We start from the raw sequence: 23,939 nt of genomic DNA on the forward strand, positions 1-23,939 counted from the left end.
AATCTTCATGCAGTTTAATCATCCCGAAGTTCTATACGCACTTTTTCTTCTGATTATCCCTGTAATTGTTCATTTATTTCAGCTTCGAAAATTTAAAACGGAATACTTTACCAATGTTAAATTTCTGAAGCGGCTTTCGGTAAAAACCAGAAAGAGCTCAACTATAAAAAAATGGCTGCTACTTACCACACGGTTACTCCTATTAATTTCTATCATCTTTGCTTTTGCCGAACCCTATTTCCCTGAAAAACTTTCAACAGGTGAAACCGGAACACAGGAAAGCCTTATATATTTAGATAATTCGTATAGCATGCAGGCTAAGGGTAAAAATGGAAGGTTTCTTGAGAGTACAATTCAAGAACTTCTTGAAAGTTTTCCTTTAGATAAGCCTCTTAATATATTCACCAACTCTGCTGTTTATAAAAATATTTCTCGACAGGAGTTACAGAAAATCACTTATACACCAACACAACTAGATTATAACAATGTACTTTTAAAAGCAAATTCTCTTTTTTCAAAAGACGTATCGAAAAAACTATTATTGATATCCGATTTTCAGGAAGGTTTTAACATGTCTTCTCCCTCCACCCCAGCGAAAATTGACATCTATTTAAAACCTCTTTTACCAGAAAGTCGGGATAATGTTCGAATTGATACTGCATATATTACCAACCAAAATGCAGAGACCATCACGTTAAAAATTGATTTAGATTACTTAGGAGCCCAACCGGAAAGCATTCCTGTCTCTATATATAACGGATCGGTTTTACTGGGGAAATCCAGCGCTGCATTTTCAGGGAACTCGGTTACTGCGGTAGAGTTTGAATTAAAAAATGATACGCTATTAAATGGAAGGATCAGCATTGAAGATCGTGGATTGACCTTTGATAACAGTCTGTTTTTTTCAATTAATAATCGGCCTGCATTAAATATAATTAGCATACAGAATATTGAGAATTCTTTTTTAGACCGAATTTTTACTGAGCCGGAATTTAATTATGCTGCTATGGCTGCCACTTCTATAGATTTCAATAAACTGAATAATGCTCAGGTCATAATTTTGAATGAAGTGTCCAACCTGTCAAACCCCTTGCTCAACCAGCTCGTTAAGAAAGAGAAAGAAAATGCAGTCTTTATTATCATCCCTTCTTCGTTAAAAATGGATAATAATTTTAAGAATTTTCTAGCCCAATTAGAATTTAAAGGCTACAATCAATTAATAGAACGGGAACGACTAATCACTAAAATAGCTTTTCAGCATCCTGTTTTTAAAGAAGTGTTCGAAAAAACCATAGACAATTTCGATTACCCCAAGGTATATAATTCTTACAATGTAGATTCGCATACCATTCCTATATTAAAATATCAGAATGAGAATCCTTTCCTCTTTGAAATTCATAATAATTATTTTTTTACGGCAGCCCTTAACGCTGGAAATAGCAATTTTTCTCAATCGCCATTAGTTGTTGCTGCCTTTTACAACATGGCTTATTCAGCTTTAAAACCGGCTCAATTATATTACGAATTAGGCAAGACAAACATTATTGAAGTTCCATTAGCACAAGATAGTGACCAGGTTTTAAAAATGCTATCGAACAATCTGGATTTTATTCCCAGGCAACAATCTTTCACTACGAAAACCCTTATTACCACCCAAGAATTACCCGAAACAGCCGGAAATTTTCAGCTATATGGAGGTAAGGAGCCTTTGCCATCGATAAGTTACAATGTCAATAGAAAAGAAAGCGCTATGGTTTATAGCAACTTAAAGCAATTGGAAAACATAACTCTTGTAGAGAGTCTCCCACAATTCTATTATTCCTCAGGCTTTCATAAAGAAGTGGATACTTTTTGGAAATGGTTTGTTACTTTTGCATTGATCTTTTTAATCCTTGAAACACTACTCTTAAAATATTTTAAATGAAGCTACTTCTGAAATCGGCTAAAATTATTGATCCTACTTCGAGTTATCATCTTAAGACATTAGATATCTTCATTGAAAACGGCACTATTGAAAAAATTGGTAAATCTCTTAAAATCAATAAATGTGACAGGGAGATTAAACTTAAGGATTTACATGTTTCAAAAGGGTGGATAGATACCAGTGTAAGTTTTGGGGAGCCTGGATATGAAGAAAGAGAAACTATTAACAATGGCTTGGATACCGCTGCTAAAAGTGGCTTCACTCAAATTGCATTAAACCCGAATACTAATCCTATAATAGATGATAACGGGGCGATAACATCGGTGCTTTCAAAGGCCAAAGATCATGCGGTTCAACTCTTTGCTATTGGTGCCCTCACTCGCAGAGCTGAAGGAAAAGATCTTGCCGAACTCTTTGATATGCATACAGCGGGGGCTATTGCTTTTGGCGATTACAAACGTCCTACAAGCCATCCAAACCTATTGAAACTGGCTTTACAATATGCACAGAATTTTGATGGTATGGTTCAATCATATCCTCAGGACAATCAAATTGCAGGTAACGGATTGGTAAATGAAGGTATTAACAGCACGTATCTAGGATTAAAGGGAATTCCAGCTTTTGCTGAAGAATTACAAATAGTAAGAGATCTTGCAATTTTAGAATATACAGGTGGAAAATTGCATATTCCCACCATTTCGACAGAAAAATCTGTAAAACTGATACGTAATGCAAAGAAAAATGGATTAGATGTAAGTTGTAGCGTGACAATTCATAATCTTTTATTTACAGATGATGTACTTGCTGAATTTGATACCCATATGAAGGTGTTACCTCCATTACGCACAAAAAATGATGTAAAAGCCCTTATAAAAGGTTTAAAAGACGGAACTATTGATATGCTGACATCAGATCACACCCCTATCGACATCGAGCATAAAAAAATTGAGTTTGAACATGCCTTATATGGCACTATCGGCTTAGAATCGGCTTTTGGAGCCTTACAAAAAATATTTAGTCTTGAAGAAACTATCAAGTTTCTAACAAAAGGAAGAGAAAGGTTCAAAATTAAAGAACCACAGATAGAAGAAGGTACAGAAGCTAATTTGAGCTTATTTTCTCCTGGAGAAGAATACAAGTTTTCAAAAGAGCATATTGCCAGCACCTCCAGAAACAGCATTTTTCTAGATTTCAATATGAAAGGAAAAGTCTATGGAATTATCAATAAGAATGCTATGGCTATATAGATAACGACTAATTTTATAAAAAAAAAGAACATGAATCCTTCAGCAGAATCAGGTAGACCGGCCGCTATAATCGCATATTTGACCTTACTGGGTACCATTATAGCCTACTTCATGAACAATGACACTAAAAATCCTTTTACCAGTTTTCATATAAGACAGGCTCTAGGAATTAATATCGCCTATTTCGTGATAGGCGCTTTTGTAAGTATTTTCGATAGCTGGATGATTACCTATGCTTTCTGGCTCTTTATTTTTGTGCTTTGGGTATATGGTTTAGTAACTGCTATCCAGGGTGAACAAAAAGAAGTTCCGTTATTAGGAGATAAATTTCAGAAATGGTTTAGCACAATTAATTAAAAGATGACAAAACAACTTTCCCTATTTCATATAATTAAAGAACCTTCTATAAAAAAAGACAAATCCCCTGCTTTAATCCTACTTCATGGCTACGGCAGCGACGAAAATGATCTTTTTTCATTTGCATCCGAACTTCCCGAGGAGCTTTTTGTGATTTCGGTAAAAGCGCCTTACTCATTGCAACCTTATGGAAATGCCTGGTATGCCATCAACTTTGATGCGGTGCAAGGAAAATTCAGCGATAATAAGCAGGCGATCGAGTCGAGAGATAAGATCCTTCATTTTATTGATGAAGTAATTGAAAATTATCCCGTAGATGCTGCGAACATTAACCTGCTGGGTTTTAGCCAGGGAAGTATCCTTAGTTATGCCGTAGCTTTAAGTTACCCCGAAAAGATCAAAAATGTAATAGCTTTAAGCGGTTATGTAAATCATGATATTTTAAAGGAAAATTACAACAAAAATGATTTTTCTAAGCTGGCATTCTATGCTTCTCATGGATCACAGGATCAGGTAATCCCGGTTTCCTGGGCACAAAAAACTCCGACTTTCTTATCTGGTTTGGGTGTGAAAAATAAGTATTCCGAATTTCCCGTGGGACACGGAGTAGCCCCACAAAATTTTATGGAGCTTAAAATCTGGTTGAAAGAGCAGCTTTAACTTTGTGGGTATAAAAAGGATTTTTCAGTAGTGAGCTGAAGATTATTGTCTTCATCGATTTGATAGGAGATTAGTATTTCACCCCAATAAGTACCATCGGTAAAATCGGCAATAATCCATTTGTGATTCAATATCTTAACTTTATTAATTCGCATATTACCTTCCATGCCTTCAAAAGGTACCAGTTCATTATCCTGATAGGCCTTGTTTCGACTAATAATTTGATCTTCAATAGATGCTGCTAATTGGGTTACGTCTACCCCTTGGTTTTCAAAATATGAGATAGCTTCTTCATTACCCGTAAGAGAAAAATAATTCAGCCTTAAATTCGCATTGGCAAGCTGCTCATTTTGGTGCTCTAACTCGGTTATTCTCTCATGCTGATTCTGAATACGTTCTTCTTTTGCATCCAGAATCTTCTTATCATTCACATAAATGAAGATGGTGAACAATACAGAAAAAATAAATAGGTATAAAATTATTTTACTTCGCATTATATGCTGATTTTTAAGTTATCGTAGGCTAAATAAACGTTATTAGGTAACTGAGCTTGCACTTCCTCATGAAAGCCCATTAAATGGCTTATATGAGTTAAATAAGCTTTCTGGGGCTGCACTTCTTCAATAAATTCCAAGGCATCCTGCAAATTAAAGTGAGAATGGTGTGGTTCATGTCGCAATGCATTTATTACTAATACCTTTACTCCTTTTAATTTTGCAGTTTCTTCTTTTTCTATGGTTTTAACATCGGTGAGATAGGCGAAATCCTCCAATCTAAATCCAAACACCTGTAACCTGTTATGCATAACATTAATTGGTGTAATGCTTAGATCTTTAAAATGAAAATCCTCATTTATAATAATATTTTCAGCTACACTGGGAGCACCGGGATATTTATTCTCTGTTTGAAAAATATATTCAAAACGTTTTTTCAAAGATCTCAATACTCGCTCATGAGCATAGATAGGGATATCCCCCTGCCTGAAAAAGAAAGGTCTTATATCGTCCAGTCCGGCTGTATGATCATTATGTTCATGGGTATAAAGAATCGCATCTAAATGAGTAATGTTATTAGCCAGCATTTGAGCCCTGAAATCGGGGCCGCAATCTATAAGAATGTTGTACTCCTTCCATTTTACCATTACAGAAACTCGAAGTCGTTTATCCTTAGAATCTTTGCTAAAACATACGGGATGAGTGCTTCCTATAACGGGAATTCCCTGTGAAGTACCTGTGCCTAAAAATGTTACTTCCAAAAGTATTATTTTTGATACAAAAGTAAGTATATTTTTTACTTTAGCTCACGGTTTTACTACCTTTGACCCACTTAAATGTTTATCTAAACACGAGAATTATGCCCATTACCATTATGGGGGACAGAGAATTTGAAAATGTTCCCTCGATTAAAAGTAAAGCATTACGTATCAATCTTAATGAAAATATCTATGGAACCTTCTCTGAAATTGGTGCAGGACAGGAAACCGTAAGGAATTTTTTTAGAGCTGGTGGTGCTTCCGGTACTATAGCAAAAGCTATGAGTGCCTATGATAAGGATTTTAGTGATGCTATTTATGGTGTGGAAGATGATAAGCGCTATGTCACAGAAGCCAGATTAAAAAAAATGTTGGCCTATGAGATCCAATTGATGGAAGAGCGTATTACCAGGGATAAGCATCCTACCAAGCTATTTTTTAGTTATGCCAATACAGTTGCAACCATTGATTTTGCCAAGAAATACAAAGGGCATGGTTGGGTTGGAATTAGATATCAGGTAGATCCAAATGAAGATTACAACGAGATAAGCTTACACATTCGATTTCACGAAAATGATGCTCGCCTACAACAAAATACTTTAGGTATTCTTGGGGTGAATTTGATTTATGGAGCTTATTACAAATATGATAACCCTAAGAAACTTCTTAGATATTTATATGATCATATTGATAAGGACCAGATAGAGATTGACACCATCAACTTTTCAGGGCCAAGATTTGAACATGTAGACAACAGATTAATGAGTTTACAACTGGTAAAGAATGGCATGACCGATGCCGTAATGTTCGCACCAGATGGAAACAACATTCTCCCAGCAAAAATATTATACAAAAAGAATATTCTCACCTTACGCGGAAGTTTTAGACCGGTTACTAAGGTGAATATGGACATGTACAAACGCTCTTTGGAACTTTTTATTCAGGAAAGAAAAGTAGAAGAAGAGAATACAGAAGTTATCTTTGAGATCACTTTGTCTAACCTTCGTGCTGAAGGAGAGATCGATGAAAATGATTTCATGGATCGTGCAAAATTACTGTGCTCACTAGGGCAAACTGTAATGATCTCAAACTTCCAAGAATATTATAGAGTTGTGGAGTATTTCTCAAGGTACACCAAAGAACGTATGGGATTGGCCATGGGCGTAAACAACCTTGTAGATATATTTGATGAAAAATATTACAGACACTTAAGTGGTGGAATTCTAGAAGCTTTTGGTAAACTTTTCTTTAAAGACCTGAAAGTATATTTATACCCATTAAAAGATCCTGAAACAGGAGAAATCATCAACAGTGACAACTTAAAAGTTCACCCACGTATGAAGGAATTATATAAATTCTTCAAGCATAATGGGAAAGTAGTTGATATTACTGATTACAACCCTGCGATCTTGGATATTTTCTCTCGAGAAATTCTACAAATGATCTCTGAAGGAAAAACAGGATGGGAAGATATGCTTCCTGAAAGAACTTCTAATATGATTAAGGAGCAAAAGTTATTTGGGTATCACGAACCTAAATTAGAAGAAAGAACTTAATCTATAATATTTATAAAATAAAGCCCGGTTTATTATTAAACCGGGCTTTTTTATTTTATAAAATTTTTAATCGACTCTTTTTATTTTCGCTCCTATAGCTCTAAGTCGCTCATCAATATTTTCATAACCTCTATCTATCTGTTCGATATTATGAATGGTAGAAGTTCCTTTTGCCGACATAGCCGCAATAAGAAGAGAAACTCCTGCTCTAATATCAGGAGAAGTCATAGTTGTTGCTCGTAGTGACGACTTAAAATCGTGACCAATAACAGTAGCTCTATGCGGATCGCAAAGAATAATCTTGGCTCCCATATCTATTAGTTTATCTACAAAAAACAACCTGCTTTCAAACATCTTTTGATGGATAAGAACGCTGCCACGTGCCTGTGTTGCTACAACCAACATGATACTCAGTAAATCGGGAGTAAATCCAGGCCAGGGAGCATCGCTAATATTCATTATAGAGCCATCAATAAAACTTTGTATCTCATATCCATCGTTATGAGCCGGAATAAAAATATCATCTCCCCTTTTTTCAATGGTAATTCCTAGTTTTCTAAATGTGGTAGGAATTAAACCTAAATGCTCCCAACCTACATTTTTAATGGTAATTTCACTCTTTGTCATTGCAGCCAAACCAATCCACGATCCAATCTCGATCATATCTGGTAATATGGTATGCTCGCAACCTGCAAAGCTTTCAACTCCTTCAATATGTAAAAGATTAGAGCCAACTCCTTCAATTTTAGCTCCCATAGAATTCAACATTTTACAAAGTTGTTGCAGGTATGGTTCGCAAGCCGCGTTATAAATGGTGGTTTTACCTTTCGCCCAAACTGCCGCCATTACAATGTTTGCAGTTCCGGTTACCGAAGCTTCTTCCAACAGCATATAATCTCCGGTAAGACCATCAGCAGCTTCAACTCCATAGAAACGATCTTCCTTATTATATCTGAATTTTGCTCCAAGTTTTATAAAACCTTCAAAATGAGTATCTAATCTCCTTCGTCCAATTTTATCTCCTCCCGGTCTTGGGATATAACCTTTACCAAACCTACCCAGTAAAGGTCCCACGATCATGATAGATCCTCTAAGTCCACTTCCTTCCTTTTTAAAGGCTTCACTTTCCAAATATTCCAGGTTTATAGAATCACTTTGAAAGCTGTAACTACCTTTACCTAGTTTTTCGATCTTTACTCCTAAATTTCCAAGAAGTGTAATTAATTTATTTACGTCAACAATATCGGGTATGTTGTTGATTATAACTTTTTCTGGGGTAAGAAGTACTGCACAAAGAATTTGCAGGGCTTCATTTTTAGCTCCTTGTGGCTGTATATTTCCACTTAAAGCATGGCCCCCTTCAATTTGAAAAGTTCCCATGTGATATTAAAAGTTTAGTAGCGTTTACGTGCGCGTGGATTATTGCGTGGATTCTTTTTGGGAGTTGATTTGAACTTTTTGTTCCCCCTTAGTAAATTGGCAGCTTCGCTTAGATCTTCTTCTTTATTCTTCAGATTTATCTTCCCGCCGCTTAATTCTTTTACATGCTCAAAAATAACTTCATCATCTACTGCTTCCCTATTCCAGTTCAAATAGGATTTTTTCATATGATTTGCTATAGCAAAGATCAAGGCTTCTTTAAGTTCACCTTCTTCCATTTTCACAGCCTCATCGATCATACGTTTGATGTTATTTCCGTAGAACCTGTACTTAGGGAAATTTTGAGGATATTCCATTGGTTCAGGACGCTCCTCTAAAAGCTCTTTAGAAGGTTTTGGATATGGAGAATCAACGTTTAATTTAAAATCGCTTATAATGAATAACTGATCCCAAAGTTTATGCTGAAAATCGGCTACATCTCTTAAATGCGGATTCATGTTTCCCATGACCGCAATTATCGATTTGGCCACTTTGTTGCGCTCTTCATCATCTTCAATGGCAACAGCATGTTCCACCATTTTTTGTAAGTGTCGGCCGTATTCAGGAATAATAAGCCTACTCCTCTCAGAGTTATATTCTAATTCGTATGTCAAAATTGATATTTATAGGTGATAATTAAACTAGTAGAAATTATACTGGCTGCAAAATACTAAATATTATTCAACTGCCCTATTATTAAAACTTAAAGGCTATTGATTTATTGTTATAAGGACATTACTCCTTCTACTTCTTCACCTACCTGCTTGTATTTACTTATTACAGCATCGGGATTCTTCATTCTTACATTCACAGAAACACTGGTATATTTCCCATTTTTCGATTGCTTAGTAGTAATAACCGCTCCCATATTATCAAATATCTCATTTATCTGCGCTATTTTCCCATCATCGGTAGGCACAATAAATTTATATAGATACTCTGTTGGCCACATGGAAGTGTCTTGTAATTGCGACTTTAACTTCTTATAAAATTCTTCAGGGTTCTTAGACTGCTCCATAATTTTTCTCTTTCCTTGTCTTGCAAATATACAAGTAATGATTCATTTTTTTTATCAATTACAAATACCGAAATTTGCAGCGTGCAAAATAAAAAAATAGTTATTACCGGCGGGCCCGGTACCGGAAAATCTTCAGTAATTGTGAATCTTGAATCGCAGGGGCATTATTGCCTACACGAAATTTCAAGGCAAATTACATTAGAAGCTCAAGAGGAGGGAATTGATCAGCTTTTCTTGGAAAAACCATTGCTTTTCAGTGAAAAATTGCTGGAAGCCAGAGTAAATCAGCATAAAGAATCTCTACATCTCACTAAAGAGGTTATCTTTTTTGACAGGGGAATTCCTGATGTAATTGCTTATATGGATTATTTCAATACACATTATCCGTCGAAATTTGATGAAGCCTGCGAGCGACATGAATACGACAAAATTTTCCTTCTTCCTCCATGGAAAGAGATCTACACCACCGATAATGAACGCTATGAATCGTTTGATCAAGCAATGAGCATACATGAATACTTAAAAAAAGCGTATATTAGATACGGTTATAATCCAATTGAAGTTCCTACAGATTCTATTGAAAACAGACGTGATTTCATATTGAACAATCTTGATGATTAAACTTGCAGGAAGCAAAAGACATATTATTAAAATACTGGGGGCATCAAGCTTTCAGGCCTCTTCAAGAAGAGATAATTACCGCAGCAACAAGCAATAAAGATATTATTGCGCTATTGCCTACCGGTGGTGGAAAATCTCTTTGCTTTCAAATTCCCAGCCTTTTACAGGAAGGAATATGTATTATAGTCTCCCCTCTGGTAGCTTTAATTGAAGACCAGGTGGCGAGTTTACAGGAAAAAGGCATTAAAGCCATTGCTATTACCGGCGGAATCTCCTTTTCCGAACTGGACACACTTCTGGACAACTGTATTTATGGAAACTACAAATTTCTGTACTTATCGCCAGAACGTTTACAACAAGATATCGTACAGCAGCGCATCAAGCATATGAACGTTAATTTGATTGCTATAGATGAAGCGCATTGCATCTCGCAGTGGGGACATGATTTTAGACCTGCCTATTTAAATATTTCATTATTACGAGAGCTAAAACCTGAAGTTCCGGTAATGGCGCTTACCGCATCGGCAACCAAGGATGTAATAAAAGATATACAAACTCAGTTAAAGCTACGAGAACCTTCTATCTTTAAAAAATCTTTAGAACGCAAGAACATTGCTTTCCATGTTATTAATACTGAAGATAAAATATACCGACTCAGGCAATTGCTATTCAATAAGAATGATTCTGCAATTATTTATGTTAGAAGCCGAAAAGCTACGGAAGAAGTTGCTTTAGAATTACAGCGATATGGATATACTACCGCTGCCTTTCATGGAGGACTTTCGCGCGAAAAAAAGACCCAAAAGCTCAATTCATGGCTTAAGGAAGAAGTAAAAGTTATGGTTGCCACCAATGCTTTTGGAATGGGTATAGACAAGCCCAACGTAAGGCATGTTATACATCTAAATTTACCGGAAAGTATAGAAAGCTATTTTCAGGAAGCTGGCCGCTCAGGGAGAGATGGGAAGTTAGCTACTGCAACCATAATAACTAATAAGAGTGATATCCCTGTTGTTAAAAATCAGTTCTTAAATAATTTACCAGATCTGGAATATGTAATTCTGATCTATAAAAAACTTTCTTCCTATTTCAGAGTTGCCTACGGTGAAGGAGTAAACACAACTCATGATTTCAATTTTGCTGCCTTCTGCAGTCATTATCAATTAAACTCTGCCAAGACCTATAACACTTTACAACTTCTAGATAGGATAAGCATTTTAAAGTTGTCCCAACAGTTTCAGAAGACAACCAGTTTGCAATTTATTATATCTAATAAACAATTGTTTTATTACCTTGAAGAAAACCCAAAATTTGATCCGGTAATAAAAGCTATCTTAAGAACCTATGGGGGAATTTTTGAAAGTAAAATGCCCATCAATTTAACTTCTATTTGCAAAAAAGCCGGCACAATCGAGTCGGAAGCAATCCGTATTTTAAAACAATTACATAAAGATAAAATAGTAGAGTTCGAGCATCAGCTCCACGACGCTTCCATAACCTTCTTAGTACCCAGAGAAGATGAAAGTAGCATCTATCCTTTTGTAGATTATATTAAAAATCAGTCAAAGAACAAACTTGAAAAAATAGAAGCTATGTTATCCTATGTTGAAAATGAAAACATTTGCCGTAGTATTCAGTTCCTGACTTATTTTGGAGAAACAACTGCTCAAAAATGCGGAATTTGTTCTGTTTGTAAGCCACCTGAAACCAATGTTAAAAAAGAACTGATAAGACGTATCTATGAAGAACTTATCGACATTTTAAAAAATGAGGAACAAAATTCAAGACAACTGGTAGCGGCACTCCCCTTTCCTGAAAATGGGATATTAAAGGTATTACAATTAATGCTAGACAGAGGGATTATAAGTTTAACAGCTACTAACACATATAAATTAAAGAATTGATGAGAGATTTAAGAATAGTATTTATGGGAACCCCCGATTTTGCGGTTTCCACCTTGAAAGAAATTATAAATACAGGATTTAATGTAGTAGGAGTAATTACTGCTCCCGATAGACCGGCAGGAAGAGGAAGGAAACTACAGGAAAGTGCCGTTAAGCAATACGCCGTGACCCAAAATCTCCCCGTATTACAACCTACTAATTTAAAGTCGGAGAGTTTTTTAGAGGAATTAAGGAAGTTAAATCCCAATGTACAGGTTGTGGTTGCCTTTAGGATGTTACCTGAAGCGGTATGGAAATTACCGGAATACGGCACCTTTAATTTGCACGCCTCACTCCTACCTCAATATAGAGGCGCTGCACCTATAAACTGGGCCATTATAAATGGAGAGACCACCACTGGGGTTTCCACTTTTTTTATAGATGAAAAAATTGATACCGGTGCCATGATCCTTCAAAAAGAAATAACAATCTCTAAGGAAGAGAATGTGGGAGAATTACATGATAATTTAATGATTATAGGTGCTAAATTAGTTACCGATACATTAAATTTAATAAAAGAAGATAAGGTTACCACCCAAAAACAAGTCGAGCATCCGGAGTTGAAAGATGCTCCCAAACTCACAAAACAGAACACGCAGATAAATTGGAGCAAACCTTTAATTGAAATTTATAATCATATTCGAGGGCTTAATCCCTATCCTGCGGCCTGGTGCTATTTAAAAAATGGAGAGGAAACATTAAAAGTCAAACTTTTTGAGGTGGAACCGCTTACAGAAAGTCACAATTATTCAAACGGAAAAATACTACAGGAGGGAAAAGAATTAAAAGTAGCAGTTTCCGGAGGCTATCTTATTTTAAAAGAATTACAACTTCCAGGAAAAAGAAAAATGAAAACCAAAGAGCTATTGAACGGTTATCAATTTGATTTAGACGCAAAACTTCTGTGAGGCCTTATCATTACTGAAATGGCGGATTTTAAAATAAATCAAGCTTATTTATTAACAAAAAGCTCAAGTTATTAACAAAAACCCGCATTTCCCTTGATATTACTTGCATGGCTGAGAAATCCACATAAATTTGTAAAGCAAATTAACAGAATGTTTAACCAACAATTAATTTAAAATTCAAATTATGAACAAAACGGATTTAATCGATGCAATGGCTGAAAACGCTGGAATTTCAAAAGCTGCTGCAAAAAAAGCATTAGAGTCATTTTTAGAGAACGTTGAAAAGTCTCTTAAAAAAGGTGACCGTGTTTCTTTAGTTGGATTTGGTTCTTGGTCAGTTTCTAAAAGAGCTGCACGTGAAGGAAGAAACCCACAAACAGGAAAAACTATTAAGATCGCTGCTAAAAACGTAGTGAAATTTAAAGCTGGTGCAGATTTACAAAAAGCTGTAAACTAAACCTTAGCATTAGTTAAAAACTTTAAACTCCCCTTCTGGGGAGTTTTTTTTGAAATTATCTAAATTTTAATTTGAAATTGTTAATTTAATCTTTAGATTTAATAAAAAGAATGAAATCATGATAGCGTTAAAACCAGCCAAAGGCTTATTATTAGTGGCTGAACCATCTATAATAGGTGATGCATCCTTCAATAGATCGGTGGTTTTAATAGCGGAACATTCTGAAACCGGTTCTATTGGTTTTATCTTAAATAAGATACTCGACTTCACTCTTGCCGATCTTATTCCTGAACTTAATAAAAGTTTTAAGATATATAACGGCGGGCCTGTAGAGCAGGACAATCTATATTTTATCCATAAGATACCAGATCTTATCCCGGAAAGCGTTGAAATTGCGAACGGGATATTTTGGGGAGGGAATTTTGATGCGGTTAAAGAATTGATCGAAAAAGACTTGATCTCAGAAAAACAGATCAGATTCTTTTTAGGTTATTCGGGATGGGATGCCGAGCAACTGCAACAGGAGTTGGATTCTAACTCTTGGGTAATTACCGCTCACCAAGATCCAAAAGACATTATAGAAAGACCCTATCGTTCTTTCTGGAAAGATAAGATGATAGAATTAGGAGGAAACTACATGTTATGGTCTAACGCTCCCGAAAACCCTAGTTACAACTAACCTAATCTCGCTTTTACATTTAGTTTAGTAAGTAGATTCTTAGACACTTCAGTTCTGAATTCTTTCTTTCTATATTTCGTGATAGGTTGAATTCCAACAATTACATTTGTAATAAACAATTCATCTGCTTTTTGAAGTTCAAAAGGTGAAATGGACACTTCTTCAATTTCTATATCCGGAATGGTTTTAATGATAGACAATAACTGTTTTCTAACGATTCCATTTAGTGCTCCATCAGTTAATGGTGGTGTTTTAATTTTATCGCCCTTCACTAGGAAGATATTTCCATTTAAAGCCTCTACAATGCTTTTATTTTCATTTAGCAACAAACAGTTGTTATATGCATTTTCTTTACCGTAGATACTTCCTAATACATTTACAGCCTTATTATTGGTTTTAATGGTAGACAAAAGACCGCTATTGATGTAATGGTCTTTAAAAAGTTCTACTTCATAAAAATCGGTATTGAACAAATAGAACGGGTTAGACAACTTGGAAACCTCTATAGCATATTCAATTTCGAGCGATTGAGGGCGATATAGACCTCCTTGTTTTCTGTAAACGGTAAATCTCACTCGTGCCGGCGAATCAATCAAATTGTTTTCTGAAACCAGTTCAATAATCTCATTTTCTAAAAATTCCGGAGAAAAATTAGCAGGAATTTCCATGCGCATTATTCTCATGGACGCCATTAAACGAAAATAATGATCTTCCCAGAAAATGATTTTACCATTAATAACCCTAATAGTTTCAAAAACTGAATCACCAAAGGCAAGCCCCCTATTACTTACATTGATAGTTGCCTTGCTATCTTCTACTAAAATCCCATTCAAATTAATCATAAAAAAACCCCGTTTTTGTTATAAAACGGGGCAAAGGTACTATTTCTAAAAGGATTTTTATGCTGATCCAAGAATCTGTTTAAGATCGGAGATCATATTTTCCCATAACATTTTGCCTTCATCTACTTCATCCTCTTCTGCAAAATCGGTAATCATTATAGATACATCTTTAGTTATATCGTCTACCTGAATTCTTATTTCAAAAAAATACGGGGTAGATTCATCATCTATCCATCTAAATTTAATTCGCTCTCCATTCTTTTTGCTTAGAAGCTTCGCTTTTTCTTCAGACCCATCCCATATAAATGTGAACAGTTCGCCACGAGAATTAACATTATCTGCATACCATTCACTTAATCCTGAAGGTGTTGAAATATATTGATACAATAATGAAGGGGATGCCTGAATAGGAAACTCCATCTCGTACTTAACTTTGTCTTCCATGCTGTATTTATTAGATTTCGGGCAATATAAATATTAATTACAAACCCTAAAAGAAAACAAAATAAATATTTCGCAAAATAATATTTGCAGCATATTAAATAGTTTCTATATTTGCACCCGCAAACTTAGAAAGCGAAGCCCATATATGCTGGTGCTCCCAAACGTTTCGAGATTGCTAAAAATTTAATGTATGGCGAGGTAGCTCAGTTGGTTAGAGCGTCGGATTCATAACCCGGAGGTCACGAGTTCAAATCTCGTTCTCGCTACAAAAAACCGTTCAGAAATTTCTGAACGGTTTTTTTTTATTTTATACCATAAGCCGAAAATTTGCATTTGCATTTTCCAATCTAGATTTAAAAGGTTGATAATAAAACTCTTTTACCTCCCGCATTCTATTTATAGCACTCTATAATATTCAGAAAAAATCTATCTGATTTTTAGAAAAAACTATTATTGTTGTCAGGTTCTGAGTATATTGACATGATTTATTTAAAAATCCATATTTTTTTAGATTTTAAATAAATTTTAATCAATTGTAACAATCAAAATAATTACCGCCTATCATAAAATTTCCAGCTATACTAGTCGCTATTCTTTTTATAGCCTTCTCTCCCTTATATGGGCAAGAGAATAGCTTTCCTATGTATAATTTCGAGTCTCTTAAAAACAATGTTACCCAAAGAGCTGTAGCAAGTATTTCTCAGGATGAAATGGGCTTTATATGGATGGGAACCAACGGGCTTGGCCTTAGCAGGTTTAACGGGGTAGATTATACTTCTTATCAGTATAGCGAGATCGATAGTACCAGCCTTAGTAATTCGCTTATACATTCCACATATTTAGACACTAAAAATAGGCTGTGGGTGGGTACCGAAGCAGGTTTAGATCTTTATAATAGAGAACTGGATAATTTTACACACATCAATTTATTCTTAAAGAAAACCGTTAAGCGTATTTCGGTACAGGCAATACTTGAAGATAAAAATGGAGATATCTTAATAGGCACCCATCAATCAGGTCTTTTTAAGATAGACCCTATAACGCTACTTCCTTCAAAAATTAAGATAACCGGAGTTAGGCAAACCGAAAATCTTCTAATAAACAGTCTTGCTTTCTTTGACAATAGAATTCTAATTGGAACCAATGATGGACTTCTCGAATTAGATACAGACGAAAATGTAGTATACCCAATTGTATTTGTAACAGTAAATGGGAAGGAGAAAGTTTCTACAGCTATTAAAACCATGGAAGTTGACGATAAAGGAAGTGTTTGGTTAGGTACTCTTAACCAAGGTTTGCTAAAGATTGACGGTAATGAAAATGGAAGGTATCTAATTGAGCATTTTCCAATTACAACTAAACGAGTATTATCCCTTCTGGATACACCAAGAAAAACCATTTTATGTGGTACCGAGAACGACGGTATGTTTGAAATAGATAGAAAGGGAAAGGTTGTAAACCACTATTTGAATAACAAATTTGATAATAAAGGAATAAAATCCAATTCTATCTGGTCCTTATTTCTAGACGATCAGCAACGTATATGGATTGGATATTATAATAATGGCGTAGGAGTATACGACAGGCTTCATGATAAATTTCCAGATATAGAAAGTAAACCCAACTACCCCAACTCCCTACAATCAAGCTCGGTTACCGGTATAATTAAGGATGATAATAACAGACTGTGGATTGGGATGGATGGTGGTGGAATTGATGTTTATGACCCTAAAACCAACGTCTTTACCCATTTGTTAAATAACAAAAATTCAATTGCTAACGGGCTTAATTCTCCTGATGTGCAAACCCTCTATAAGGATAGTAAAGGTAATATATGGGTTGGTACATGGGATTACGGAATTTACTTCTTAGAAAAAGGCTCAACTTCTTTTTCCCATTATTCTGTAGAAAACACCAATAGACAAATAACCTCCAACCGCATTCTTAGTTTCTCCGAAGATTCTGACGGGATAATCTGGATAGGGACATTCTCTAGTGGTATTCATTCGTTTTCTCCCATAATAAAAAAATTCTCCACCTATAATCAGGAGCCATTTGGAAGTGCAAAAATCAGTTTTAGCGATATTAGAAAAATATATGTAGACAGTGAAGATAACATCTGGATTGGAGGGAATGCCGGATTATTCAAATTTAAAAGGCATAAAAACTATTTTAAGCTTGATATGTTATCCTCTAGATTATATAATAAAAACGCTGGTCAGCCATACACCAGTCTAGTAATAGACCTCTACGAAGATTCTTCTAAAAACATCTGGATAGGTACCGATGGAGCCGGGTTATGTAGATATGATATGAAAAAAGATACTTTTTCATGGATGGAAGCTAAATCCGGGTTTAACAAGGTTACAGCATCTTCTATAATTGAAGACGAAAATGGTGCTATATGGGTGGCAGGAAATAACGGATTAACAAAAATTGATAAGGAAAATTATATTTCTCAAAATTTCTCGATAAATGATGGACTCTTAACTAATGATTTTAATAACAGCGCTGTTTTTAAAGATGAAAAAGGAAAACTATACTTCGGCTCTTATGAAGGCATCAACCATTTTAATCCGGAGAATCTGACTGTAAATAAGCATACACCAACTGTATATCTCACAGATTTTAAACTTTTCAATCAGCCCGTACTACCGGGTCAGGAAGATTCCCCACTAAAAAAAGTAGTTTCACAAACTGAAAAAATTACTCTCACCCACTCCCAATCGGTTTTCACTATCGACTATGCTTCTATCGATTTTACTCGTCCGGAGAAAATACAATTTGCCTATTACCTTGAAGGTTTTGAGGATCGGTGGAATTATGTTGAAAATTCTCGAAGCGCCACCTATACTAATCTTCCAGCAGGAAATTACGTTTTTAAAGTTAAGGCCGCAAATAGTGACGGGATATGGAATGATGAAGCAGCAAGCCTAAATATCGAAATCTTGCGTCCCTGGTGGTTTACCAATTTTGCAATTATATGCTATGTTTTAATTTTAGCCCTTATCACTTATTTCACTTTCAAATTTTTGGACTCCCGACTTCAAGCTCGGCGTACTATAGCTCAGGAACGTGAAAAACGTATTCATGAGGAAACCCTGAACAACAAGAAAATCCAATTTTTCACTAATATCTCTCATGAATTTAGAACTCCGCTAACCCTTATATTGAGTCCGTTGGAAGATATTTTAAAAGAGGCTTCGCTTCCTGAAAAAATAAAAAATAAACACAAGATCATTCATAAGAATACCAAACGCTTAAAACATTTGATAGATGAGTTGATGGATTTCAGAAAACTCCAGTTCAATAAAATTCCATTAAGTGTTACTTTTTTCAATATCAATAATCTCGTTGAAGATATTATTGATCACTTTCAGGAAGAGGCTCAACACAGAAATATAGCTTTATCAATAGAGAATGAATATGGGGTTAAAAATATATGGGCCGATAAAAGCAAGCTGGAAAAGATAATATTTAATATCCTTTCAAATGCTTTTAAGAGCACTACCAATAATGGTATAATCACGCTTACTATAGGATTAAAGGAAAATCATCTATTCCCATTAATAAAAGACGCTAGTCCCCGGAAGGCACTTGAAATAAGTATAGAAGATACCGGCAAAGGCATACATCCAGATGAACTTAACAAGATATTCGACCGATTTTATCAAATAAAAGAACTTAATGAGCAATATTATAGCGGCACCGGGATAGGTCTTGAAGTTGTTAGAAGTTTTATTGATCTGCATAAAGGGCAAATAGATGTAGAAAGTGAAATAGGCGTGGGAACGAAGTTTAGAATTCTGATCCCTATTGGTAAAGAACATTATGAACCTTCAGATATTGCCTCTAATACAGATAATTCAATTAAATATATTCCTGTTAACGAAATACAGGAAGACGAAACACCCCCTGAAAATAATGCGCAGAAGAGAACCCTGTTAGTTGTGGAAGATAATATTGAACTTAGAACATACATAAAACAGGAACTACAAACATTTTACAAGGTAATAGAAGCCGAAGATGGTGAGGAAGGTTTAAAAAAGGCTAAGAAAATGATCCCCGATGTTGTGATTACCGATGTAGTTATGCCAAAACTAAATGGTCATGAATTATGTGAAATGCTTAAAAATGATTTAAGAACAAGCCATATCCCTGTACTTATGCTCACTGCAAAATCTATGGTAGATGATTGGGTGGAAGGACTTAATGCTGGTGCAGATGTCTACCTAAATAAACCTTTTGAGATGAAGGTGATGAGATCTCACTTGAAACAACTTATTACGAATCGGGAGTTACTTTTCTCTAAATATATGGGAGCTTATAAAAAGACCGAATTAGAACCAAGCACCTCTCTGGATAAAGAGTTTATTTCTAATATTATTATATACACACAAGAAAATATTAGTGAAGCTAATTTGAATGTAGAAAAACTGGCAGATCAATTTAACTTAAGTAGAAGTCAGCTATATCGAAAAATAAAAGCTTTAACTGGTTTAACTGCAAATGAATTAATACGTAAGATACGTCTTGAAAGAGCTAAAGAATTAATTGAAGCAGGGCATAATTCTATTAGTGAAATAAGTTATAACGTAGGTTTTTCATCTCCCTCCTATTTCTCAAAGTGCTTTAAAGCCCATTTTGGAGTTCTCCCAACAGAGGTTAATAATAAATAATACAAATTGCGTTGTTAAAGGTTAATGCTTTTAACCTATATATCCTGTAAGTTAATATTCTCTGCTCCAACCGGTGGCTAGTCCATTCTAGGTTTATAACTCCTTTGGCCAATTCAATCTTATTAATGAATATCATTTCCTGTAAAATAAAAAACTATCGAGGAGCTAGGCTCTCGATAGTCTTTCTAATCAGGAAGTTAAATAAAGGTAATTACAATCTCTTTTTTGCCAATAACTATTTTTTATTAATAACCGGCTATAAGAGATCTTTCAGCTATAACTCAAACTATCAGTATTCTATTTCTCCTGAAAAATCTTCACTTACATCCCGGCCAGCGAGTCCATCGGCTACTCCTTTATATGCATGTTTTCTAGCATAATTTGCATCCCAAACATTTGGAGCTTCATTTGGCAACCAGAACTCATGTTCATTTGCGTTATCAGAGATATTCCATAGTGTAACACCATATTGCTGACTTGCAGGAATATGCTCTTTAAAAGAATCTATTACAAATTGATACATTGCTGCCTGATCGGCCAATTGAGCTACTGTGGGTGAATTGGTGCCAAGTCTTACATCGAGCTCAGAGATCTTGATCAACTTTCCACTGGCTGCCAACTTTTGAAACATTTGGATAATCTTGTCTTTATCAGAATTCAGAGAAATATGCATTTGAGTTCCTATACCATCAACAGTAGCTCCTTTACTTTCTATATACTGAACATATTCTATTAACCCATCACATTTTTCTAAGCTGGATTCTAAATTATAATCATTTATAAAAAGTTTATCGGTTGGGTTTCCATATTGTCTTGCTAATTTAAAAGCAGTCACTGCATAATCTTTCCCCAGGTATTTCACCCAGTAAAAATCATCATCAGCTAATTCTGCTACGTTTCCATCACGTAAGGAACCACCCTCTTTCATAGGTTCATTTACCACATCCCAGGCAAAAACATCATCTTTGTAATGGCTAACCATTTTAGATATCCAGTCTTCCATAGCATCCCCGATAATCTCCGTTTTTTCCTCGTCTGTTTTTTCGATAATCGTTGGCCCTGATCCTCCGCCTGCTTCTCCTGAAGTGAACACTATATCATCAAAATAATACGTAGTAGCAGTTTCTCCAAAATCAAAAATTAATTTGGTACGATTATCTGTAGTGGGTGTAACCGGGAATTCTACTTTCGTCCAAGAATTTCCTACTACTATTCCGCCATAATAATCGGCACTATAATCATCGCTTTGTATCTGAACTTGCAGATTGGCACTGGAAGAAGTGGACTTCACCCAGAAAGAACAGGTATACTCTTTTCCCATTTCTAAAGGTTGACTAAAAGTGTAAACTTGTTGAGCGCTATAATTACTAGCTGCAACAGAATTATTGAGAACCATGGCATACCCAGTTCCTCCAAAACCATCTCCCGCTGCTGAAACTTCTCTTGATGATCCATTTCCCCAACCATTCCATGGGGAAATTGTACCATCTTCAAAATCGCCATTTGCAATCATATTTTCCGGCTGAGCATCTAAATCTACTACCGAAATATTATCTACATCTATGAGATATGTAACACCCGATAAATAGCCTAGATCAAAATTAAACATGAAAGTGGTGGCTCCTGTAACAAAATTGGAAGCGTCTAATGTGAATTTTACCTGCTTCCATTCAGAAGAAGTTTCAAAAGCTTCTGTTTGACTTCCTGAACTATACCAGTCGAACCATGGGTATTGATTTGATAGATTTGTATCAAACGAAATACGCCCTTTCCCCGGTTGATCAGATTTTATGTAAAAAGAAACCTCATAAGAATGTCCACTAACAATAGGAATATTTGGCGTTCCCAGTTGCAGCTCCCAAGGATTAGCTGTACCATCTGCAACCATTTGAACCGCTTTTGAACTATCTGACAATCCCTTACCATCAACTATCGAAATAGCAGAATTCCATGATCCTCCCCATCCATCGAGTGTTCCTGCTTGTAAGGAAGATAAATCAAGTGAGTTGGCTCCACTTGAACCGGGAATTACTATAGGCGAAATTAACCCATTTAGGTAACTGGCATTTTGGTTAGCATGCCATACCAGGGTATGCCCATATACGTCTAATCCTGCATCTCGTACTGATGCGATAAAATTATCTACCGTTTCAAATTCAATTTCTCCTTGAGAGTTCACCATAGGACCATGCTTCATAGCATAGCCCACTGTAACATCATCAAAATTTTCAATTACTAAATTTCTATAGGAATCATTATTCATATAGAGGTCCAGCACAATACCAGCACCTAATGTAAAGTCGGTGTACGAATTGAGGGCTTCATATCTACTAATCTTCTCCTGTAACTCCAAAGGTAACTCGGCTGAAGTTATTTTATTTGCATCAGGAACTTCCTGCCACTCCATATAGTTATCTTCACATGAAGAAAACATCACAGATGAAAGTACTATAATGGGTATTAATTTTGTGTATTTCATTTCTATTTTTTTAATAGTGTATTTAATAAAGACCAATAAAATTCATCTCGTATTAATTTATTATTTAATCAGGAAAATCACTCACAGTTGGAGTTTCTAAAGAAACAATTCTCCAATTATCTGTATACACACTTACTGAAGTTGAGGAAGAAGGAAACTCCACATCACTGCTACCTCTAATTACATCACTCAATTTTATATCAGAATTTTCAAAGAAAATACCGAAATTCTTATAGGTAGCGGCTTCTCGATAAGCTAATACATCTTCAAAAGTATAGTCGCCGTCTTCATAACTATAAAAATCATTTAACGGAATCGTTACAGTGGTCCACCCGGTAGTTTGAAAAGCTTCTACTTCTCCATCAACAATCCAAGGTACGTAGTTGTAAACACCACCAGTCCATTCTCCTCCATTAAAATTATTTATAAGAAGGATCTTTAAAAATCCACTTCCCTCCCAGGCTTCAGGAACATAAATATCAAATTGAAATGCAACTTCATCCAAAGGGGTGGAAGCTGGTATATTGGGAGTTAACTGTGTACGCCAGCTTTCATTCCCCGAAGTGAACACTTCAGAAGCACGATTTTTACCTGCATCAAAAGACGCTACACTAGCCGGACGATGAGGGACATATGTTCCCTGCGACACATTTCCTTCTCCTATAGACGCTGATTCAAGATCTGTCTGTCGAATAGTATTACCAAACTCACCTATGCTTCCCATCCCGTCAAAGTTTAAAAGAACACCATCTTTGAAGTTGAAATAAGCTGGGGAATAAACCCCTCCATTAGCTGTTTCTGCATAGATTGATCCGCCACTTTCTGAAACTCCCTCAGGCATAGTAACTGTAAAAAACTCCCCCTCTTCTTCATCGAAAGTAATTCCGCTGGTTACTTCTACATCCCCCGGAAAAACAACCTTACTAACCTCTATTAGTCCGGTTCCATATACGGTAATTTCCTCTCCCGGATTTGGAAGAGTATTTGAAATATTGGTAATTGTGGGAGGTGAAGAACGAATTTCAAAGGAAATTATGGTCTCATTACTGCTGTTCGCTAAACGAATAGTATTTCGCACATCTTCTTCTGCTTCAGTAATTGGGGTATCTCCCGAGATACGAACCAGCATAGAAGTATCAGATACATATACCGGGTTAAAGGTGGTTTGAAAACCATTAATATAAACCCTTTTAAGGCCAGTAAATCCTGAACCTTCAATACGCAGAAGTTGCCCTAATCTCGCAAAACTAACCTCTCTGTCTGGTACCGTGGAATTAACATCTTCCAGATATATTTTGCTAATAGTAATCATTCCACCCTCATCGTCGTCCTTCTCACAGGATGTAAATAGCAGTGTAATAACCATCAGCCCTAACAGAGAGAGATAGGACCAAGGATTTTTAATTCGTATATTTTCTTTCATATTAATTAATTTTTTAATGAAATTCATTTTT

Annotated in this window: 20 protein-coding genes and 1 tRNA gene; 12 read left to right on the forward strand and 9 right to left on the reverse strand. The window is 35.5% G+C overall.

Translation table 11 applies throughout. From position 1 onward, the window contains the following. Positions 1–7 precede the first annotated feature (7 nt). From L1I30_RS08715 to L1I30_RS08730, 4 genes are read left to right on the forward strand one after another with little or no spacing between them, the layout of a single operon-like run. A complete protein-coding gene (locus L1I30_RS08715; RefSeq protein ID WP_236133894.1) occupies positions 8–1,924 on the forward strand; it encodes a BatA domain-containing protein in 1,917 nt (638 codons plus the stop codon). Continuing rightward, a complete protein-coding gene (locus L1I30_RS08720) occupies positions 1,921–3,171 on the forward strand; it encodes a dihydroorotase (RefSeq protein ID WP_236133895.1) in 1,251 nt (416 codons plus the stop codon). Before L1I30_RS08715 ends, L1I30_RS08720 begins: the two co-directional genes overlap by 4 nt. 30 nt (positions 3,172–3,201) lie before the next feature. Continuing rightward, positions 3,202–3,528 carry a DUF4870 domain-containing protein gene (locus tag L1I30_RS08725; protein ID WP_236133896.1) on the forward strand — a complete coding sequence of 109 codons (327 nt, stop codon included), beginning with the start codon at positions 3,202–3,204 and terminating at the stop codon, positions 3,526–3,528. Positions 3,529–3,531: 3 nt separating this feature from the next. Further along, complete coding sequence (locus L1I30_RS08730; protein WP_236133897.1) at positions 3,532–4,188, forward strand: alpha/beta hydrolase; 657 nt, start codon at positions 3,532–3,534, stop codon at positions 4,186–4,188. Here L1I30_RS08730 and L1I30_RS08735 read toward each other — a convergent pair. Next, positions 4,185–4,682, reverse strand: a complete 498-nt coding sequence (locus L1I30_RS08735) for a hypothetical protein (RefSeq protein WP_236133898.1) — start codon at positions 4,680–4,682, stop codon at positions 4,185–4,187. The two genes, L1I30_RS08730 and L1I30_RS08735, sit on opposite strands and share 4 nt — an antisense overlap. After that, entirely contained in the window at positions 4,682–5,443 is a 762-nt protein-coding gene (locus L1I30_RS08740; RefSeq protein ID WP_236133899.1) for an MBL fold metallo-hydrolase, read from the reverse strand. The genes L1I30_RS08735 and L1I30_RS08740 overlap by 1 nt, the downstream gene beginning before the upstream one ends. Positions 5,444–5,541: 98 nt before the next feature. Between L1I30_RS08740 and L1I30_RS08745 the strand changes: the two genes are divergently transcribed. Beyond that, positions 5,542–6,996: a TonB-dependent receptor gene (locus tag L1I30_RS08745; protein WP_236133900.1), complete on the forward strand. Its 1,455-nt coding sequence runs from the start codon at positions 5,542–5,544 to the stop codon at positions 6,994–6,996. A 66-nt stretch (positions 6,997–7,062) separates the two neighbouring features. Here the strand turns inward: L1I30_RS08745 and murA are convergent, their stop codons facing one another. The 3 genes from murA to L1I30_RS08760 all read right to left on the reverse strand — a co-directional run bounded on the left by murA (position 7,063) and on the right by L1I30_RS08760 (position 9,433). Beyond that, positions 7,063–8,376, reverse strand: a complete 1,314-nt coding sequence (murA, locus tag L1I30_RS08750; RefSeq protein WP_236133901.1) for a UDP-N-acetylglucosamine 1-carboxyvinyltransferase — start codon at positions 8,374–8,376, stop codon at positions 7,063–7,065. A 14-nt stretch (positions 8,377–8,390) separates the two neighbouring features. After that, positions 8,391–9,029, reverse strand: coding sequence for a DUF4290 domain-containing protein (locus L1I30_RS08755; RefSeq protein WP_236133902.1), 639 nt, complete (start codon positions 9,027–9,029; stop codon positions 8,391–8,393). A 110-nt stretch (positions 9,030–9,139) separates the two neighbouring features. Further along, positions 9,140–9,433, reverse strand: a complete 294-nt coding sequence (locus L1I30_RS08760) for a DUF493 family protein (RefSeq protein WP_236133903.1) — start codon at positions 9,431–9,433, stop codon at positions 9,140–9,142. Between the two features lie 81 nt (positions 9,434–9,514). Here L1I30_RS08760 and L1I30_RS08765 point away from each other — a divergent pair, with 81 nt between their 5' ends. From L1I30_RS08765 to L1I30_RS08785, 5 genes are all read left to right on the forward strand, one after another. Continuing rightward, positions 9,515–10,054 (forward strand): AAA family ATPase, encoded by a 540-nt coding sequence (locus L1I30_RS08765; protein ID WP_236133904.1) that lies wholly within the window; start codon positions 9,515–9,517, stop codon positions 10,052–10,054. Between the two features lie 2 nt (positions 10,055–10,056). Further along, positions 10,057–11,958: a RecQ family ATP-dependent DNA helicase gene (locus L1I30_RS08770; RefSeq protein WP_236133905.1), complete on the forward strand. Its 1,902-nt coding sequence runs from the start codon at positions 10,057–10,059 to the stop codon at positions 11,956–11,958. Further along, on the forward strand, positions 11,958–12,905 hold the full coding sequence (gene fmt / locus L1I30_RS08775; protein ID WP_236133906.1) for a methionyl-tRNA formyltransferase: 948 nt from the start codon (positions 11,958–11,960) through the stop codon (positions 12,903–12,905). Before L1I30_RS08770 ends, fmt begins: the two co-directional genes overlap by 1 nt. Positions 12,906–13,089: 184 nt before the next feature. Beyond that, entirely contained in the window at positions 13,090–13,362 is a 273-nt protein-coding gene (locus tag L1I30_RS08780; RefSeq protein ID WP_006990442.1) for an HU family DNA-binding protein, read from the forward strand. Positions 13,363–13,480: 118 nt separating this feature from the next. Next, the gene (locus L1I30_RS08785; RefSeq protein WP_236133907.1) at positions 13,481–14,041 is read left to right on the forward strand and encodes a YqgE/AlgH family protein; all 561 of its coding nucleotides are present in this window, start codon (positions 13,481–13,483) and stop codon (positions 14,039–14,041) included. On the opposite strand, the gene L1I30_RS08790 is transcribed toward L1I30_RS08785, so the two are convergent. Together L1I30_RS08790 and L1I30_RS08795 are read right to left on the reverse strand one after the other, a co-directional pair. After that, positions 14,038–14,883, reverse strand: coding sequence for an aminotransferase class IV (locus L1I30_RS08790; protein ID WP_236133908.1), 846 nt, complete (start codon positions 14,881–14,883; stop codon positions 14,038–14,040). The two genes, L1I30_RS08785 and L1I30_RS08790, sit on opposite strands and share 4 nt — an antisense overlap. A gap of 57 nt (positions 14,884–14,940) precedes the next feature. Next, entirely contained in the window at positions 14,941–15,327 is a 387-nt protein-coding gene (locus L1I30_RS08795) for an START-like domain-containing protein (protein ID WP_236133909.1), read from the reverse strand. A 192-nt stretch (positions 15,328–15,519) separates the two neighbouring features. Here L1I30_RS08795 and L1I30_RS08800 point away from each other — a divergent pair. Together L1I30_RS08800 and L1I30_RS08805 are read left to right on the forward strand one after the other, a co-directional pair. Then, positions 15,520–15,593: transfer RNA gene (locus tag L1I30_RS08800), tRNA-Met, on the forward strand. 375 nt (positions 15,594–15,968) lie between these two features. Beyond that, positions 15,969–20,006 carry a hybrid sensor histidine kinase/response regulator transcription factor gene (locus L1I30_RS08805; protein ID WP_236133910.1) on the forward strand — a complete coding sequence of 1,346 codons (4,038 nt, stop codon included), beginning with the start codon at positions 15,969–15,971 and terminating at the stop codon, positions 20,004–20,006. Between the two features lie 289 nt (positions 20,007–20,295). Here L1I30_RS08805 and L1I30_RS08810 read toward each other — a convergent pair whose 3' ends face one another. Continuing rightward, positions 20,296–22,485 carry an endo-1,4-beta-xylanase gene (locus tag L1I30_RS08810; RefSeq protein ID WP_236133911.1) on the reverse strand — a complete coding sequence of 730 codons (2,190 nt, stop codon included), beginning with the start codon at positions 22,483–22,485 and terminating at the stop codon, positions 20,296–20,298. A 64-nt stretch (positions 22,486–22,549) separates the two neighbouring features. Further along, positions 22,550–23,908, reverse strand: a complete 1,359-nt coding sequence (locus L1I30_RS08815; RefSeq protein WP_236133912.1) for a glycan-binding surface protein — start codon at positions 23,906–23,908, stop codon at positions 22,550–22,552. Positions 23,909–23,939: the final 31 nt, after the last annotated feature.

The sequence above is a fragment of the Gillisia lutea genome (assembly GCF_021568705.1).
In the GTDB taxonomy this organism is placed as follows: domain Bacteria; phylum Bacteroidota; class Bacteroidia; order Flavobacteriales; family Flavobacteriaceae; genus Gillisia; species Gillisia lutea.